Consider the following 17,279-nt stretch of genomic DNA (forward strand, 5'->3'; position numbering starts at 1 on the left):
ATCGGTTGCGGACGCAATGGATGGCTCGACCCTGCTGCTCGACGGGTCGATGCCATCGCATGATGCCCGAAAGCCGGCGAATCCGGCGCCTCGCGCCCGGTTCGTTTCCGTCAATCTGGCCGTCGCGCGCCGGACGACGACCACTCGCCGACATCGTCGAGCGGATACACCGGCCGCGCAAGCCGCTCGTAGCGGAACAGCCCGTAGTCCGAACCCGTCACGCCGCGGCTGTCGCATTCGACCAGCGCGGCCGCGATCGGCACGAACACCGGCCGGCAATACATCCGCGATTTCAGCAGCAGGAAGCGCGCGCGGCGCGGATCGACGCCGGCGCTCTCGAACACGCCGAGATCCCACGGCTCCTGCGTGCGTTCGGTGATGACGAGCGTGGCCGCGCCGATATCGAGCACGGCCGTGCGGCCCATGTACGCGCGCTGGCCCGTATAAGTCGGCCCCGTGATCACGTATTCGCCGTCGGTCAGCGCGCGCACGATGCCCGTCGCACGAAACGGCTCGCGCCGCACACCGCCGTGCGACGGCAGGCGGTTGCCGACCGGTACCGTGACGGTCGCACCGACACCCGCGTCGATCAGCGCCGCGACGGCTTGCGGGTCGCACAGCGGCCCGCTGACGATGCCGTCGAGCCCGTGCGCAAGCGCGGCCTCGAGCAGGTCCATCGTGTCGCACGGGCCGCCCGACATGCAGTTGTCACCGTGATCGAGCATCAGCACGGGCCGATCCGCGCCACGCGCGAGCGCCGCCGCCTGCGCGACCGATTCGGCGAGCGGCGCGCTGCGATAGACGAACGCGTCGCGCGCGTCCCAGATCTGCTGCGCGATGCGCTCGGCCACCGCATCGGCCGCGGCCCGGTCGCCATCGGCCACCACGACGACGCTGATACACGGCGCGGGAATGTCCGCGAGCGAGAAGCCGGGCAGCACCGATACCGCGAGCATCCCGTCGGCCTCGGCCGCGCGCGCGGCCTCCACCGCGCGCTGCATCGCGCCTTCGGCACTCGCGCTGCGCAGCGTCGACGCCATCAGCGGCGGCTGCCGCCACGCGAGCACGGGCCGCGCGCGGCCGTGCAGCCGGTCGAGCAGCACGCGTGCCGCATGCTCGCCCGTCTCGTACATGTCGACGTGAGGATAGGTCTTGAAACTGACGATCACGTCCGCATGATCGACCATCTTCTGCGTGACGTTCGCGTGCAGGTCGAGCGCGACCGCGATCGGCGCGCCGGGCAGTGCCGCGCGCACACGTTCGAGCAGGTCGCCCTCGCCGTCCGCGCTCTGCTCGGCGACCATCGCGCCGTGCAGGTCGAGCATCACCGCGTCGCAGCCGGGCGCGGCCGCGACGATCGCGTCGCAGATCGCCGCATATGCATCGGCCGCGACAGGCCCGCTCGGGTTGGCGGCCGCCGATACGGGCGTCACGATCTCGGCGCCTTCACGCTCGGCCGCGTCGAGGAAGGCGGCCATCGCGGTGCGCATCCCGCGATTCGCGCGATACGCGTCGTCGCCCCAGTCGGGGCCGGTGCGGCCGAACGCGGCCAGCGGCGTTGGCACCGGCGAGAACGTGTTGGTCTCGTGGTTCATCCGGGCGATCAGGATTTTCATCGTGCGCGGCCCTCCACGATCCCGGCGGCGCCCAGCATCGCGTGCAGCAATACGTTGCAGCCGGCCTCCAGATGCGCGGGATCGGCCTCCTCGATCTCGTTGTGACTGATCCCGTCCTTGCACGGCACGAAGATCATCGCGGTCGGTGCGACGCGCGCGAGATACACGGCGTCGTGGCCCGCCCCGCTGATCACGTTCATCGACGACAGCCCGAGCGTGCTCGCGCCCGCGCGAACCTGCTCGACGAGTGCCGTATCGAACGGCTGCGGCGGGAAGTACACGACCTGCTCGACGTCGATCGGCATGCCGGCCGATGCGCCCAGCTCGGTGCACGCCGCGCGCAGTTCGGCATCCATCGCCGCAAGCGTCGCATCGTCGGCCGCGCGCAGGTCGACGGTCAGCGTCACGCGGCCCGGAATCACGTTGCGCGAATTCGGGTGCACGTCGACCCAGCCGACCGTGCCGCGTCCATGCGGCGGATGCGCGCACGCGATGGCGTTCACCTTGCGCACGAGATCGGACGCGACGAGCAGCGCGTCGCGCCGCAGCGCCATCGGCGTCGGGCCGGCGTGCGCCTCCATGCCGTGCACGGTCACGTCATACCAGCGCTGCCCGAGCGCGCCCTCGACCACGCCGATCGTCGTGTCGTGCGCCTCCAGTACCGGGCCCTGCTCGATATGCGCTTCGAAATACGCGCCGACCGGATGAGCGCTCCGCCCGTCGCCCGCATCGCCCGCATAGCCGATCGCGGCCAGCGCGTCGCGCACCGACACGCCGTCGCGGTCGCACTGTGCGAGCGCATGGTCGAGCGTGAACGCGCCCGCGAACACGCCGGAGCCCATCATCACGGGCACGAAGCGCGAGCCTTCCTCGTTGGTCCAGACCGCGACCTCGAGCGGCGCCCGCGTGCGCACGCCCGCGTCGTCGAGCGTGCGCAGCACTTCGAGGCCCGCGAGCACGCCGTAGTTGCCGTCGAACTTGCCGCCGGTCGGCTGCGTGTCGATATGGCTGCCCGTCGTCACGGGCGGCAGGTCGTCGCGTTCGCCCGCGCGCCGCGCGAATATGTTGCCGATCGCGTCGACCCGTACCGTGCAGCCGGCTTCCTTCGCCCATGCGGTGAACAGGTCGCGCGCCTCGCGATCGAGTTCGGTGAGCGCGAGGCGGCATACGCCCCCTTTGTCGGTCGCGCCGATCCGCGCGAGACGCATCAGGCTGTCCCACAGCCGCGCGCCGTCGACGCGCAAGCCGGACGCCGCGACGCCCGGTGTCGAATCCTGAACTTGCATCGATGGAATTCCTCGCAATGAAAGGGCGCGGCGCTTACGCGACACCGACGCCCAGGTAACGGTCCTTCACCTCGTGATCGGCCGCGAACGCCGCGTTGCTGCCTTCGTAGACGATCACGCCCTGTTCGATCACGAAGTGGCGGTCGGCGAGCTGCGTGCACACTTCGAGGTTCTGTTCGACGAGCAGGATCGCGACGCCGGCCGCCTTGATCTGCTTCAGCTGCGCGACGATCTCCTCGACGATCACCGGCGCGAGCCCCTCCACCGGCTCGTCGAGCATCAGCAGCCGCGGGTGGTTCATCAGCGCGCGGCCGATCGCGAGCATCTGCTGCTCGCCGCCCGACAACTGCGCGCCGCCGTTGCGGCGGCGCTCCTTCAGGCGCGGGAAGATCCGGTAGATGTCGTCGAGCTGCCACGGCGATTCGCGGCGCGCACCGAGCCGCAGGTTCTCCTCGACCGACAGCAGGCGGAAAATCCCGCGATGCTCGGGCACGAAGCACAGGCCGCGCGCGGCGATCCGGTGCGCGGGCTGCCCGGACACCGGCCGGCCCGCGAACGTCACCGTGCCGCCGGTCGGTGCGACAACGCCCGCGATCGTCTTGAGCGTCGTCGACTTGCCCGCGCCGTTGCGGCCGAGCAGCGTCACCGTCTCGCCTTCGTTCACGTTCAGCGAAAGGCCCTGCAGGATGTGGCTCTTGCCGTAGCAGGCATGGACTTCCTTCACGTCGAGCATCATGCGCGGCCTCCCGTGATCATGTTGCCGAGATACGCGCTGCGCACGCGCTCGTCGCCGCGAATCGCATCCGGCTTGCCTTCGACCAGCACGCGGCCCTGCTGCATCACCGTAATCGTGTCCGAGATGTCCATCACGATGCCCATGTTGTGTTCGATCAGCACGACCGTGTAGTCGTCGCGCAGGCCACGGATCAGCGCCTTCATGTCGTCGAGATCGTCGATCCCCATGCCCGAAGTCGGCTCGTCGAGAAAGATCGCGCGCGGCCGCGCCGCCAGCGCCATCCCGACCTCGAGCCGGCGCTGCTGGCCGTGCGACAGCACGCCGGCCGCCGTATCGGCGAAGCGCTGCAGGCCGAGCCGCTCGAGCACGTCGTCGACGATGCCGTCGTGCGCGAGCGCACCGCGCGGCGGCGCCCACGGATTCAGCGCACGCCGCGATTCGACGCCCTGCGCGGCGACGCGCAGGTTCTCGCGCACGCTCAGGTTCGGAAACAGGCTCGTCACCTGGAACGAGCGCGCGATGCCGCGCCGCACGCGCTTGTGGTCGGGTTCGCGCGACACGTCGTGACCGTCGAACAGGATCGAGCCCGCCGTGATCGGCAACGTGCCCGTCAGCGTATGGAACAGCGTCGTCTTGCCCGCACCGTTCGGCCCGATCACCGAATGCACGGTGCGCGGCATGATCCGCAGATCGACACCGCCCAGCGCCGTGAACTTGCCGTAGCGCTTGACGATGCCGCGCGCCTCGAGAATCGCTTCGCTCATTGCCGCTCCCCGGTCGTCGCTGCCGTGCGTCCGCCGCGCCGCAGCGACGCCGCGATACGTTCACCCAATCCCCACAACCCGCGCTGCATGAACAGGCTGACCGCGATCAGCACGAGGCCGAGCAGCAGCAGCCAGCGCGGCCACAACGTCGACAGCCAGTCCGCGAACAGCACGTAGAACGCCGCGCCGAGCACCGACGCGAACAGGTTGCCCGTGCCGCCGATCACCGTCATCACGAGGATCATCTCGCTCGTGTGGTAGTCGATGTTCGACAACGGCGCGATGCCCGTCATCAACGCGTGCAGCGCACCGGCGAGGCCCGTGACGGCCCCCGAGATCACGAACGCCGCGAGCTTGAAGCGCTTCACGTCGTAGCCGGCCGCGGCCGCGCGCGCCTCGTTGTCGCGGATCGCGAGCAGCGTGCGGCCGAACACCGAGCGCGACACGCGCAACAGCAGCCAGAACACCACGACGAACAGCACCGCGACGAAGCCGTAGTAGCGCCACGGCGAATCGATCGGGACGAGCGGATGCCCGAATGCGGACAGCACGGGGCGCGGAATGTCGAGCAGCCCATTGTCGCCGCCCGTGAGGTCCGGCGTCGTGTAGGCGAGAAAGTAGAACAGCTGTCCGAACGCGAGCGTCAGCATCACGAAGTAAGTGCCGCGCTGCCGGATCGAGAACCAGCCGACGAGCGCGGCCGCGACGGCACCGAGCACGGCGGCGGCGACCAGCGCGGCGGTCACCGACGCGACGCCGTGCGTCAGCACCAGCCCCGCCGCGTAGCTGCCGAGCCCGAAGAAGATGCCCTGCCCGAACGACAGCAGCCCCGTGTAGCCGAGCAGCAGGTTGCAGCCGAGCGCGGCGAGCGCGAACACCAGCACTTCGGTCGCGAGCGAGCCCGAGCTCAGTGCGACCGGCAGCACGCACACGACGGCCACCGCGAGCCAGCCTTCCGGCCGCCGCAGCGCGCCGCGCCACGGCTGCGGGCGTGACGTGGCCGCCGTCCCGGGCGGCAGCGGTTTCGACGATTCGATCATGCGGCCCTCCCCAGCAACCCGTTCGGACGCAGCAGCAGCACGGCCGCCATTGCGACATAGATCATCAGCCGCGCACCTTCCGGCCACAGCGTGCTCATCAGGCTCTGCACGATGCCGACCAGCAGCCCGCCGACGAGCGCCCCGAGAAAATTCCCCATCCCGCCGACGACGACCACGACGAACGCGACGCCGAGCGCCTCGATTCCCATGAACGGGTCGACGCCGCGGATCGGCGCGGCGAGCACGCCCGCGAGTGCCGCCGTCGCCGCGCCGAGCGCGAACACGAGGCTGAACACGCGCGTCACGTTGATGCCGAGCAGCGACACCATCTCCGACGATTCGCTGCCCGCGCGCACCGTACTGCCGAGCCGCGTGCCTTCGAGCACCCACCACAGCAACGCGGCGAGCACGGCCGTGAACGCGATCACGAACAGCCGGTATTTCGGGTAGACGAAGCCGCCCCAGATCACGACGCCGTTCAGCGCGTCGGGCGGCGGCACGTTGTCGCCGAGCGGGCCCCAGGCGAGGATCGCGCATTCCTGCAGCACGAGCGCGAGCCCGACCGTCGCCAGGATGTGGAATTCGTGCTGCTGCGCGTACACGTGACGCAGCACGAGCTTTTCGACGCCCCACGCGAACGCGCCGACGACGAGCGGCACGACCGCGAGCGCGACCCAGAAATTCGCCGACCATTGCAGCGCCTGGTAGCAGAGATACGCGCCGAGCAGGTAGAACGCGCCGTGAGCGAAATTCACGAAGCGCAGCAGGCCGAACACGATCGACAGGCCGACGGCGAGCAGGAAATACAGCATGCCCACGCCGATGCCGTTGACGATCTGCAGCAGATAGACGTTCATGGCTTCCGTGTCAGAAAGGAAGGTAACGGACGCCCGCGGCGCACGACGGCCGCGGGCGCATGCACTGCGTCACGCGAGCTTGCAGCTCGTCTTGTCGACCGGCAGGAACGACTGGCCCGAGCTGACGATGTCGGCGTAGTCGTCCGCGTTCTTCATCCGGCTCTTCGGCTTGCCCTTCAGCAGGTAGTAGTTCTTCAGCACCTGGTGGTCGCCCTTGCGGATTTCCTCCGGGCCCGTGAGGCCGTCGTACTTCATGCCCTCCATCGCCGCGACGACCTTCTTCGGATCGGCGCTGCCGGCCTTCACCATCGCGTCGACCAGGATCTTCGAGCAGATATACGAGCCCGCGAGGCTGTAGTTCGGGTTCGCCTTGAACGTGGCGTTCGCACGCTTCACGAGGTCGCGGTTCAGCGGCGAATCGATGCCGTGCCAGTACTGCGCGCCGAAATACACGCCGTCGCAGATGTCGGGCCCGAGCGCCTCGAACTGCTCGAGGCCGGACGCCCACGCGAGCAGGATCGTGCAGTTGCGCTTCATCCCGAAGCTGACGGCCTGGCGCAGCGTGTCCGACGATTGCGAGCCGAAATTCAGGATCAGGAGCACGTCCGGCTGCGCGGCCGCCGCATTCGTCAGGTAGCCGCTGAACTCCTTCTCGGCGAGCGAGTGGTAGCTGTTGCCGACATGCTCGATGCCCTTCTCCTTGAAGATCGCCTTCGCGGCCGACAGCAGGCCGTCGCCGAACACGTATTGCGGCGTGATCGTGTACCAGCGCTTCGCCTTCGGCAGCATCTGGGTCAACGGGCGCACCGTCTGCTCGATCGCGCCGAAGGTCGGCACCGACCAGCGGAACGTCGCGGCATTGCAATCCTTGCCGGTGATCTCGTCCGCGCCGGCCGTCGTGATGAACACGCCGCCCGCCTTCTGGACTTCCTTGCCCATCGCCAGCGATTCGGACGACAGGATGCCGCCCGCGAAGAAACGCACGCCCTTCTGCTGCGCGATCTCCTGCACGCGCCGCACGGCGGTTGCGGGCTTGCCCTCGGTGTCGAGCGCCGTGTAGGCGAGCGGCGCGCCGAGCACCTTGCCGTATTGCTGGACGACGAGCTTCATGCCGAGATCGGCGTACTTGCCGTTGGCGGCGAACGGCCCCGACATCGGCACCGGGCACGCCAGCTGGATGGATGAACCCTGCGCGAACGCGGCACGGGACGACATGCTGCCGAGCGCACCCGGCACGGCCGACAGCGCGGCCAGTTTCAACAGTTCTCGGCGATTCAAGTTGACGCTCCTGATAAAGGGGGACACACGCGATGCGACCGACTGCCAAACCGTGCCCACGCCCTGCAGGATGCGCGCCGCCGGTTGATCCTATTTATCATGATAAATAGAATGAACCTGATGCTAAAGTTGATCAAAATTGGTGTCAATCAGGCAAAATTCCGTACCCGCGCCGGAACGGATCGTCGACGATGACGCGGCGCGCAGTCAGACAAAGGAGTCGTGAAGATGGTCATGGACCGAGCCAGGGCGGGCCTCGCGGTCGAAATCAAGCAGCCGAAGCGGGCCGACCTCGTCGCCGAGGAGATCAAGCGGCTGATCACCGAGAAGGACCTGAAGCCGGGCGACCGCCTGCCGCGCGAAGCCGAGCTGCAGCAGCTCTACGCCGTGAGCAAGAGCACGATCCGCGAGGCGTTGAAGTCGCTCGAGGTGCAGGGGCTCATCAAGGTCACGACCGGGCCGTCGGGCGGCGGGATGGTCGTCGAGGTGCCGCTCGACCGCACGCTGCAGCTCCTGCAGAACTACCTGTTCTTCAAGGACGTGACGATCGACGACATCTACACCGTGCGCAAGCTGCTCGAACCCGAGCTGGCGGCCGGTGCCGTGCCGCACCTGACCGAGCGCGACTTCGCGGCACTGGAGGCGAACATCGCGTGCTGCGACGGCGCGTCGGGCGTGCACGACCGCGGCCACATGCTGCGCCAGCGGCAGGAGGACACGACGTTCCACGACATCCTCGCGGCCGCGAACCCGAACCCGTTCCTGCGCTTCAGCTGCGAGCTGATCAACGAGATGATCCGGCAGCTGATCGAGTTCCGGAACGATACGCCGCTCGTGGAGCACAAGCGCTTCGGCGAAGCGAACGTGTCGATCCACAAGGCGATCCTGCAAGCTGCGCGCGAGCGCGACGCCGAACGCGTCCGGGCGCTGATGGTCGAGCACATGACCGAGGCGCCCAAGCATGTGAAGCGGATGAAGGGCAAGCTGCGCGGGCGGTTGATCCTCGATTCCGAGATCCGCAGGCGGGCCGCCGCGCCCATCGGCGGACCCGATGCGGGCGCAACGGATCCCGACGACTGATTGCCCGCGGGCGCGGCGTCGGCTCGACGCCGCGTGCTTCGCCGCGCACGGGATGCGTCAGCCGCGCCGTGGATGCCGAGGCGGCTCCGGGTCGCTACGGTTGTCATGGCCGCGACGGCCGGACGCCGCGAGCGGCGTCGACACCGGCGAGTACGCATCCGTGCCTCGCTTTCCCCGGGCGGCCGGGATCGTCATCTCCCGCACGCTCACGCGTACCCCGTCGTCCCCTTCGTCTCCAGATACTCGACGAGGCCGAACTCCGCATACTCGCGGCCGTTGCCCGAGCGCTTGTAGCCGCCGAACGGGGCGGCCGGGTTCCACGGCGGGTAGTTGATGTGGACATTGCCGACCCGCAGCCGCGCCGCCACCCTGCGTGCGCGATCGAGATCCTTCGACTGCACGTAGGCCGCGAGCCCGTAGACCGAATCGTTCGCGAGCGCGACGGCCTCGTCCTCGGTGCGGTAGGTCATGATCGCGAGCACCGGCCCGAAGATCTCCTCGCGCGCGATCGTCATGTCCGGCGTGACGTTCGAGAACACCGTCGGCCGCACGTAGAAGCCGTCAGCGAGCCCCTCTGGCCGCCCGGGGCCGCCGGCGACGAGCGTCGCGCCTTCTTCGATCCCGAGCCGGATGAAGTGCTGGATGCGGTCGAACTGCGTGCGGCTGACCACCGGCCCGATGCCGGCATCCGTCGAACGCGGATCGCCGACGATCGTGCGTTCCGCTTCCCGGCGCGCGACCTGCTCGGCCAGCGCGAGATGGTCTGCATGCACGAGCATGCGCGTCGGCGCATTGCACGACTGGCCGCTGTTGCTGAAACAGCTGCGCACGCCGCGCGCGACCGCATCGTCGATGTCGGCGTCGGGCAGGATCAGGTTCGGGCTCTTGCTGCCGAGCTCCTGGTGCACGCGCTTCACCGTGTCGGCGGCCGCCTTCGCGACCTCGACGCCCGCGCGCGTCGACCCGGTGAACGACACCATGTCGACATCCGGATGCCACGACAGCGCGTCGCCCACTTCATGCCCGTAGCCGTGCACGAGGTTGAACACGCCGGGCGGCACGCCGGCTTCGTGCAGGATCTCGGCAAACAGGATCGCGCTGAACGGTGCGATCTCGCTCGGCTTGAGCACCATCGTGCAGCCGGCCGCGAGGGCCGGCGCGACCTTGCACACGATCTGGTTGATCGGCCAGTTCCACGGCGTGATCAACGCGCACACGCCGATCGGTTCGTACGACACCAGCAGCGAATCGGTCTGCGTGCTGAAGCGGAACGACTGCAGCGCGCGGATCGTCTGCTCGAGGTGCGCGGTGCCGACCGCCGCCTGCATCGCGCGCGCGAATGCGATCGGCGCGCCCATCTCCTGGCTGATCGTCTGCGCGACCTCCTCGTAGCGGCGCTGGTAGATCTCGAGCACACGCAGCAGCAGCGCGACGCGCTCGCCCACGGGCCAGCGCGAATACGTGTCGAAGGCCTGCTTCGCCGCGCCGACCGCGCGGTCGATGTCGGCCGCACCGCCGATCCTGAGCTGCGCATACGGCCGCGCCGTGCTCGGGTCGATCACGTCGATCGACTTCGCATCGGCCGGATCGAGCCACTGGCCGTCGATATAGGACTGTTGTGACGTTCGCATCGAATGCTCCTGAAATGAAGGACGCCACGCTCAGCGCGTCGCACGCGCAAAGGTATCGACGAGGATGTCGCGGATCTGCGCGACGAACCACACGATCTCGTCGCGCGACATCACGAGCGGCGGCGAGAACTGCACGATCGGCGTGCCTTCATGATCGACGCCCGCGCGGCACAGCAGCCCCGCATCGAAGATCGCGGGCGCGAGCAGCGTCGACACGAACGCCTGCGCGCCGATGCCCGCTGCCCAGCGGCGCGCGGCCTTGTCGGTCACGAGTTCGAGCGAGTAGTGATAGCCGTCGCCGCGCACGTCGCCGACGCACGGCAGCTCGAGCAGGCCGTCGAGCGTCCGGCGGAACACCGCTTCGTTGCTGCGCACGTTCTCGAGCACGCCTTCGCGCTCCATGATCGCGAGGTTCGCGAGCGCGGCCGCGCATGCGACCGGGTGGCCGCCGTACGTCGCGCCGTGCAGGAACATCTGCTGCGGGCCGTCGAGCACGGTGTCGACGACCGCGTCGCTCGCGATCACGCCGCCCAGCGGCACGTAGCCCGACGCGATGCCTTTCGCGAACGTGATGATGTCCGGCTTCAGCCCGTAGCGCGCGGAGCCGAAATATTCGCCGAGCCGGCCGAACCCGCAGATCACCTCGTCCGCGACGAGCAGCACGCCGTGCCGGTCGCAGATGTCGCGCAGCCCGGCCGCGTAGCCGGCCGGCGGCGTCAGGCTGCCGCCCGCGTTCTGCAGCGGCTCGACGACGATCGCGGCGACGGTATCCGGCCCTTCCTGCACGATCAGCGATTCGATTTCGTCGAGCAGATGGCGCGTGAACTGCGCTTCCGTCTCGCCGGCCGGGCGGCCGTAGCGCTTCGTGTTGCCCACGTGCCGCACGCCCGACATCAGCGGCTCGAAATGCTTGCGGAAGTTCGTCATCCCGTTCAGCGCGAGCGCGCCGAACGACGTGCCGTGATACGCGACACGCCGCGCGATGAACTTGCGCCGCTGCGGCTCGCCGCGCGACTGGTGGTACTGGCGCACCAGCTTGATCGCCGATTCGTTCGACTCCGAGCCGCTCGATGTGAAGAACACGCGGTTCAGGCCCTCGGGCGCGAGCGCCGCGAGCTTGTGCGCGAGCTTGATCGCCGGCTCGTGGCCCGCCCCCCAGTTGGTCGCGAACGGCAGCCGCACCATCTGCTCGCGGATCGCGTCGCCGATTTCCGCGCCGTGGCTGTAGCCGATCTGCACGCAGTACAGCCCGGCCAGCGCATCGAAGTAGCGCTTGCCGCTGCGGTCGACGAGCCAGCAGCCTTCGCCGCGATCGAACACGGTCAGCGCGTGGTCGCGATACGCATCGGCATGCGTGAAATGCATCAGCAGGTGGCGCTTGCCGAGCGCCTGCAGGTCCGCATCGAGATTGACGTCAACAGCGTTCATGGGTCACTCCTCCTTCAGGGGTTCAAGTCCGGCGCAGCGCGACCGGTCATTCAATTCATCGACAGCGTCGGCGCCGGGCGCGTGAAGCCGCGCGTCAGCCACACGAGCTGGCAGAGTCCGAGCACGAGCCAGCCGGTGCCGACGTAGAACGTCTGGCGCGACAGTCCCGACCAGAGCCACACGTTCATCGCAAAGCCGAGCGCCGGCATCACGCCGAACGTGATCCAGCCCGCGAAACGGCGATGCTCGGGGCGGCACAGATAGCTGCGCATCACGCACAGGTTGACGATCGCGAACGCGACGAGTGCGCCGAAGCTGATCATCGTCGACGCGAGATCGAGCGTGATGAACAGCGCGGACAGCGACACGACGCCGACCGCGAGCGTCGCACGCACCGGCGTGCGCAGCCGCGCATGCAGGTGGCCGAATACGCATTCGGGCAGCACCCGGTCGCGGCCCATCGCGAACAGCACGCGCGTCACGCTCGCCTGCCCGGCCATCGCGCTCGCGAAACAGCCGGCCACGTACACCGCGACGAAGAACGCCGACAGCGTGCCGCCGCCGATGCGCCGCATCAGCTCGAGGCTGGCCGAATCGAGATCCTTGAATGCGTGCCAGTCGGGAAACACCACTTGCCCGACATACGCAATCAGCATGAACAGCACGCCGCTCGCCAGCGTGCAGAGCAGGATCGCGCGCGGCACCGTGCGCTTCGGCTCGCGCGTTTCCTCCGACAGCGTGGTGACCGCATCGAAGCCGAGGAACGACAGGCACAGGATCGCGGACCCGGCGAAGATCGCGCGTGCATCGCCCGACGACGGCAGCGCGACGGCCATCGACAGCCCTTCGCCGGCCGCGACGCGCGCCGATGCGACGACGAAGATCGCGATGAACACGAGCTGGCTCGCGATCAGGATCAGGTTCACGCGATTGACGAGCCGGATGCCGACGATGTTCAGCCCGGTAATCAGCGCGATGCTGCCGACGATCCACACGCTGGCCGGTACCGCCGGAAAAATCTGCTTCATGTAGATGCCGATCGCGAGGTAGCTGATCATCGGGATGAACAGGTAGTCCATCAGCAATGCCCAGCCGACCATGAAGCCGGCCGACGTGCCGAAGTTGCGGCTCGCGAACGTATAGGCGGACCCGGCGCTCGGCATCAGCCGCGCCATGTGGCCATAGCTGCGCGCGGTGAACAGCATCGCGACCAGCGTGACCGCATACGCGGCCGTCAGGTGCCCGTTCGTCTCGCTAGAGACGAGCCCGTAGGTCGTGAATACCGTCATCGGCAGCATGTACGCGAGGCCGAAGATCACGAGCGTCGCGAGTCCGAGCGGGTGCGGCTTGCGGCGTTCGTCCGCATCGTTGCGCATCGCGTGCGTCCCGAAGTCATGCGTCGCGGCGGCCGATGCGTATCGACCTGGGCTGTCGTTGTCCATGCTGTCCTCACGTGGGTGGCGTTCACGGCTTCAACACTCGTTCGCCCGGCACGGCCGGCGGCGCACGACTCGGAGAAAGTGTGGTGCGCCAAAAATTCGGCCACGAATGAGAAAAGCGGACGTAATCAGGGGATATTTCCGGACACATCGCCGCACGTCGCGCCGGCGATTCATGCATGGTGCTGTGCCGCACTGGCGTTTTGCGGACATTCCGGCTATGTTCTACGCGACCCAGTCGCCCCGTCAGCATCATGGACAGCCGTTCCCATCGAAACCAGAGCCGGGCCGAGCGCAGCCTGCGTTCGTCGCTCGGCCTCGCGCGTCCGGCCGGACGCCAGGAGGACATTCCCGCCACCGTCCACGCGATCGCGGTCGCGCTGGACGAGTGCCGCGTACGGCATATCGACGGTGCCGCGCTGCTCGAAGGCACGGGGCTCGGCGCGGACGAAGTCGCGTCGCCGAACCTGCACGTGAATCGCGGCCAGGAGCAGCGCTGCTTCCGCAACCTGCTGCAGTGCAGCGGCGTGCCGTCGATCGGGCTGTCGATCGGTGCACGGCTGCACGTGTCGACGCTCGGCCTCGCCGGCTACGCGATGCTGATCAGCGGCTCGGTGATGCAGGCATTCCGGTGCATGGGGCAGTTTCCGCTGTTCATGGGGCTGTATTTCGACGTGCGTATCGATGCGCACGCGGGCGGCATGAGCGTGACGATCCGCCGCTACAACGGCGAGCCCGATCTCGAGGTGTTCCAGGTCGACATGTGCCTGTCGAGCCTGCGCCTGATCGTGTCCGATCTCGTCGGCAAGCCGGTCTGGCCCGAGCAGGTGCAGCTCGCGCGCCGCACGCCGCGCAATGCGGCCGACTACGCGCGCCACTTCGGCTGCAAGATCGCGTTCAATGCGGGCGACAACCGGCTCGTGTTCACGTCGGTGAACGGCACGGAGATGCCGCTTCTCGCGAACGAAGTCAGCTTCAATGCACTGCACGGCCAGTGCGAGGCGCTCGAACGGCAGTGGGCCGCGTCGGTCGGCACGCGCTTCGCCGATCGCGCGAAGGAGCTGATGGCACGCGACCTCACTCGTTTCAAGTCGATGACGTCGCTCGCGAGCGCGCTGCACCTGACGGAGCGCACGCTGCGCCGGCGGCTCGACAAGGACGGCCTCACGTTCCAGTCGCTGCTCGACGACGTGCGCCGCGACGAAGCGGTGCGGATGCTCGACGACCCTGAGTTGACGGTCGCGGCGATCGCGGAACGTCTCGGCTACAGCGAGCCGCGCAGCTTCCGTCATGCATATCGGCGCTGGACCGGGCGCACGCCGCGCGCCGGTGCGGATCCCGACGCGTAAAGCGCAATGGACGACCGTTTAAAAGGCCTGCAGCAAAAGTTTTCCCGACGAACGATGGCAAGCCGGTTTCAATACCGGCACCAGGGCTTTCGGCACACGTCATTCATTACCGGCGCCTAAATGGTGTCGCGCTGGACATGGCGGCAGTCATCCGAATCGACTCGCGTAAAATGCCCGCAGCAATCGAGCATCGAGCCGAGCGGGCCACGCCTCCATTCCACTCGCACCGGCGCAACGCGAACAAGACGACACGAACAAGACCTGCGGCATCCGCAAACGGCGCCGCCCCGACCGGGCGAGCGCCGCGCCGATCGCCCGCCGACGACGCCTCCATGAGCAAACCGATCCTGTACCTCCTCGCCGGCAACGGCAGCGCGGCCGACTGGTGGGACGATGCACTGCCCCACTTCCGGCATTACCGGCCCGTGCCGCTGGAACTGCCGGGCTTCGGCGACAATCCCGCGCCGCCCTGCGAAGACCTCGCCGCGTATGCGCAAGCGCTGCTCGACACGACCGAACCGGGCCACGCGATCATGGCGGTCGGCGTGAACGCGCTGCTGGTACTGCACGCATTGCAGCGGCGGCCCGGCCATTTCAGCCGCAGCGTGCTGCTCGCGCCCGTCGGTGCATTTCTGTGGGAACGGCGCCTGCCGAAGCTGATGGCGCCGAAGCCACTGCGCAAGACCATCCACTGGCTCCTCGCGCACTACCCGACGCTGTTCGCCCGCAAGTTCTCGAACCTGACCTGGACGCGCGCGCAGTACCGCCGCATGGGTGCCGGCTATGCGCGCTGCCGCGCGTTCCTGCCGCACTGGGATCTCGTGCGCGCCGATACCGCGCTGCCGCTGCTCGAGTGGGTCACCGATCGCATCGAACTCGTGTGGGGCGACCAGGACAACGTGCTCGGCGTGCGCCAGGCCGCCGCGTGGTCGGCCATCCTCGCGCGTGCCGACCTGAGCGTCACGCTGCAGGCCGGCTGGGGACACTATCCGTGGATCGACGCGCCGGCGGCATTCGTGCAATGGCTCGAAGCGGGCGACGCCGGCTTCGTCGCGCACACCAAGGGCGGGCGCCTGGCGCTGGCCACGATGGCCGGCCTGCCCGTGCCGCCCGCGCTGTCGCTGACCCGCGCCGACGATCCGCGCCTGCCCGGCTTTCTCGCGAGCCAGCCCGACGCCGAGTGGGCGATCCGCTCGTCGAGCCACGGCGAAGACCAGGCCGATGCGGCCAATGCCGGCCTGCACACCACGTTCCTGCGCGTACCGGCACCGCAGGCGGCCGCGCGTGTGGCCGAACTGCTCGACGGCGGCCTCGAGGAAACGGTCGTGCAACGCTTCATCACGCCCGTGCTGTCGGGCATCGCGTTCGTGCGGCATCTCGCGGTTGAGGTCGAGTGGGTCGAAGGCCACCTCGAAACGCTCGCCGACGGGCAGGCCAGCCCGCAACGCGCGATCCTGTCGCGGCTCGGCGAGCCCTGGCAGCGCGGCACGTTCCCGACCGTGCACGGCCTGAGCGCGGCACAGCTGTGGGCCTTCCTGCAACGCGTGCTGCGGGCGTTCCACTACGTGCCGGGCGACGTCGAATGGGCATGGGACGGCAAGCTGCTATGGCTGCTGCAGTACCGCCCGATCAGCAGCTACGGCTGGCACCGGCACCTGACCGCCGCGAACATCGCCGAGATCCTGCCGCCGCAGCCGAGCCGGCTGGTCGAGTACGCGCAACGGCGCGCGGCCGGCAGCATCCCGGCCGTCATGGCGCGCTGGGATGCACGTGTCCTGCAGGATAACGAACCATTCACCGCGCTCTATGGCGGTGCGTCGTACATCAACAACGACCTGTTCCTCGCCCGCCTTGCCGACTGGGGCGTGTCGGCCGGCAACTACCGCGGCGAGATCGGCGGTGCGACACCGCCGCTGCGCTGGCGCCCGCTGCGGCTGCTGCGTTCGCTGCCGGTGTTCTGGCGCATGCTGCGCGTCGCGCGCGGGCATCTGCCGACGCTCGAGCGCGGCCTGCAGCGCTTCGACCGGGAACTCGCAACGCTCGTCGAACGACGCGCCGACGGCCAGCAGCTGGCCGACTGGTTCACGCGCTTCTACGTGTTCGTGGTGCAAGGCAACCTGTGCATCGCGTCGTCGCTGGCCAGCAGCGGCGGCGCACTGTGGGGCCGTCCGCCGACCGCGTACGGCCAACTCGACGACAGCCCGCATCGCCTGCCGTGGGAAACCGATCCGGGCACCCCACGGCCCGCGCCCACCAGCCTGCCGCTGCAGGCGTTTCCCGCCTGGCCGCTGCCGGTCCGCGTGCTCCACGCGCTCGGCGCACCCGGCATGCGCGGCTGGTATCTGCAGGTACGCGAGTGGTATCGCGACAACCTGATGCGCGTGTTCTTCCGCCTGCATCATGCGATGCCGGCCGCCGACCGCGACGCGTGGTTCGCACCCCATCCCGATCGCCGCGAACGCAACGGCAGCTTCTGGCAGGACGGCAGCGAAGGCACCGACGAGGCCGCCGGCTTCATGATCTACCCGGGCCACACGCAGGGCGTGCTCGGCCACGACATCCTGCTGGAAGACACGCTCGACCCGGGCCGGCACGCGCAGTACCACGCCGCGCGCGCCGTGATCGCTCGGATGGGCGGCCGGCTGTCGCACGGTGCGACGCTGCTGCGCGAACTGCGCAAGCCGTCGGCCGTGCTGCCGCGCGTCGATGCGGCGTGGATCGGGCGCGAGGTGCGGCTCAGCGACGGCCGGCTGACGCTGGTCGAATGACCGCGGC

The 17,279-nt window shown here is 68.7% G+C and carries 13 protein-coding genes; 3 read left to right on the plus strand and 10 right to left on the minus strand.

What is annotated here, in order from left to right:
- Nucleotides 1–110: 110 nt before the first annotated feature.
- From B7G54_RS17360 to B7G54_RS17390, 7 genes are all read right to left on the minus strand, one after another.
- Nucleotides 111–1,616: a M81 family metallopeptidase gene (locus B7G54_RS17360; protein ID WP_085040182.1), complete on the minus strand. Its 1,506-nt coding sequence runs from the start codon at nt 1,614–1,616 to the stop codon at nt 111–113.
- Complete coding sequence (locus tag B7G54_RS17365) at nt 1,613–2,902, minus strand: Zn-dependent hydrolase (RefSeq protein WP_085040183.1); 1,290 nt, start codon at nt 2,900–2,902, stop codon at nt 1,613–1,615. Before B7G54_RS17365 ends, B7G54_RS17360 begins: the two co-directional genes overlap by 4 nt.
- A 34-nt stretch (nt 2,903–2,936) precedes the next feature.
- Nucleotides 2,937–3,638, minus strand: a complete 702-nt coding sequence (locus B7G54_RS17370) for an ABC transporter ATP-binding protein (protein ID WP_085040184.1) — start codon at nt 3,636–3,638, stop codon at nt 2,937–2,939.
- Complete coding sequence (locus tag B7G54_RS17375) at nt 3,635–4,402, minus strand: ABC transporter ATP-binding protein (RefSeq protein ID WP_085040185.1); 768 nt, start codon at nt 4,400–4,402, stop codon at nt 3,635–3,637. Before B7G54_RS17375 ends, B7G54_RS17370 begins: the two co-directional genes overlap by 4 nt.
- Nucleotides 4,399–5,442, minus strand: a complete 1,044-nt coding sequence (locus B7G54_RS17380; protein WP_085040186.1) for a branched-chain amino acid ABC transporter permease — start codon at nt 5,440–5,442, stop codon at nt 4,399–4,401. Before B7G54_RS17380 ends, B7G54_RS17375 begins: the two co-directional genes overlap by 4 nt.
- Nucleotides 5,439–6,299 (minus strand): branched-chain amino acid ABC transporter permease, encoded by an 861-nt coding sequence (locus B7G54_RS17385; protein WP_085040187.1) that lies wholly within the window; start codon nt 6,297–6,299, stop codon nt 5,439–5,441. The genes B7G54_RS17380 and B7G54_RS17385 overlap by 4 nt, the downstream gene beginning before the upstream one ends.
- Nucleotides 6,300–6,368: 69 nt before the next feature.
- Nucleotides 6,369–7,577, minus strand: a complete 1,209-nt coding sequence (locus tag B7G54_RS17390; RefSeq protein ID WP_085040188.1) for an ABC transporter substrate-binding protein — start codon at nt 7,575–7,577, stop codon at nt 6,369–6,371.
- A gap of 228 nt (nt 7,578–7,805) precedes the next feature.
- Here B7G54_RS17390 and B7G54_RS17395 point away from each other — a divergent pair, with 228 nt between their 5' ends.
- Nucleotides 7,806–8,657, plus strand: coding sequence for a FadR/GntR family transcriptional regulator (locus B7G54_RS17395; protein WP_085040344.1), 852 nt, complete (start codon nt 7,806–7,808; stop codon nt 8,655–8,657).
- A 206-nt stretch (nt 8,658–8,863) separates the two neighbouring features.
- Here B7G54_RS17395 and B7G54_RS17400 read toward each other — a convergent pair whose 3' ends face one another.
- The 3 genes from B7G54_RS17400 to B7G54_RS17410 are packed head-to-tail and all read right to left on the minus strand — an operon-like array spanning nt 8,864 to nt 13,158.
- The gene (locus B7G54_RS17400; RefSeq protein WP_085040189.1) at nt 8,864–10,288 is read right to left on the minus strand and encodes an aldehyde dehydrogenase family protein; all 1,425 of its coding nucleotides are present in this window, start codon (nt 10,286–10,288) and stop codon (nt 8,864–8,866) included.
- Between the two features lie 30 nt (nt 10,289–10,318).
- Nucleotides 10,319–11,716 (minus strand): aspartate aminotransferase family protein, encoded by a 1,398-nt coding sequence (locus B7G54_RS17405; protein WP_085040190.1) that lies wholly within the window; start codon nt 11,714–11,716, stop codon nt 10,319–10,321.
- A 50-nt stretch (nt 11,717–11,766) separates the two neighbouring features.
- Nucleotides 11,767–13,158 (minus strand): APC family permease, encoded by a 1,392-nt coding sequence (locus tag B7G54_RS17410; protein WP_085040191.1) that lies wholly within the window; start codon nt 13,156–13,158, stop codon nt 11,767–11,769.
- Nucleotides 13,159–13,409: 251 nt separating this feature from the next.
- Here B7G54_RS17410 and B7G54_RS17415 point away from each other — a divergent pair, with 251 nt between their 5' ends.
- Together B7G54_RS17415 and B7G54_RS17420 are read left to right on the plus strand one after the other, a co-directional pair.
- Nucleotides 13,410–14,504 carry an AraC family transcriptional regulator gene (locus B7G54_RS17415; RefSeq protein WP_085040192.1) on the plus strand — a complete coding sequence of 365 codons (1,095 nt, stop codon included), beginning with the start codon at nt 13,410–13,412 and terminating at the stop codon, nt 14,502–14,504.
- 332 nt (nt 14,505–14,836) lie between these two features.
- The gene (locus B7G54_RS17420) at nt 14,837–17,272 is read left to right on the plus strand and encodes a PEP-utilizing enzyme (protein ID WP_085040193.1); all 2,436 of its coding nucleotides are present in this window, start codon (nt 14,837–14,839) and stop codon (nt 17,270–17,272) included.
- Nucleotides 17,273–17,279 lie beyond the last annotated feature (7 nt).

It is taken from the genome of Burkholderia puraquae, assembly GCF_002099195.1.
In the GTDB taxonomy this organism is placed as follows: domain Bacteria; phylum Pseudomonadota; class Gammaproteobacteria; order Burkholderiales; family Burkholderiaceae; genus Burkholderia; species Burkholderia puraquae.

Bases quoted from the DNA above. Each gene is read 5' to 3' on its own strand.
- B7G54_RS17375 (WP_085040185.1), bottom strand. From the start codon at position 4,402: ATGAGCGAAGCGATTCTCGAGGCGCGCGGCATCGTCAAGCGCTACGGC.
- B7G54_RS17370 (WP_085040184.1), bottom strand. From the start codon at position 3,638: ATGATGCTCGACGTGAAGGAAGTCCATGCCTGCTACGGCAAGAGCCAC.
- B7G54_RS17420 (WP_085040193.1), top strand. From the start codon at position 14,837: ATGAGCAAACCGATCCTGTACCTCCTCGCCGGCAACGGCAGCGCGGCC.
- B7G54_RS17380 (WP_085040186.1), bottom strand. From the start codon at position 5,442: ATGATCGAATCGTCGAAACCGCTGCCGCCCGGGACGGCGGCCACGTCA.
- B7G54_RS17385 (WP_085040187.1), bottom strand. From the start codon at position 6,299: ATGAACGTCTATCTGCTGCAGATCGTCAACGGCATCGGCGTGGGCATG.
- B7G54_RS17365 (WP_085040183.1), bottom strand. From the start codon at position 2,902: ATGCAAGTTCAGGATTCGACACCGGGCGTCGCGGCGTCCGGCTTGCGC.
- B7G54_RS17415 (WP_085040192.1), top strand. From the start codon at position 13,410: ATGGACAGCCGTTCCCATCGAAACCAGAGCCGGGCCGAGCGCAGCCTG.
- B7G54_RS17400 (WP_085040189.1), bottom strand. From the start codon at position 10,288: ATGCGAACGTCACAACAGTCCTATATCGACGGCCAGTGGCTCGATCCG.
- B7G54_RS17395 (WP_085040344.1), top strand. From the start codon at position 7,806: ATGGTCATGGACCGAGCCAGGGCGGGCCTCGCGGTCGAAATCAAGCAG.
- B7G54_RS17405 (WP_085040190.1), bottom strand. From the start codon at position 11,716: ATGAACGCTGTTGACGTCAATCTCGATGCGGACCTGCAGGCGCTCGGC.
- B7G54_RS17410 (WP_085040191.1), bottom strand. From the start codon at position 13,158: ATGGACAACGACAGCCCAGGTCGATACGCATCGGCCGCCGCGACGCAT.
- B7G54_RS17360 (WP_085040182.1), bottom strand. From the start codon at position 1,616: ATGAAAATCCTGATCGCCCGGATGAACCACGAGACCAACACGTTCTCG.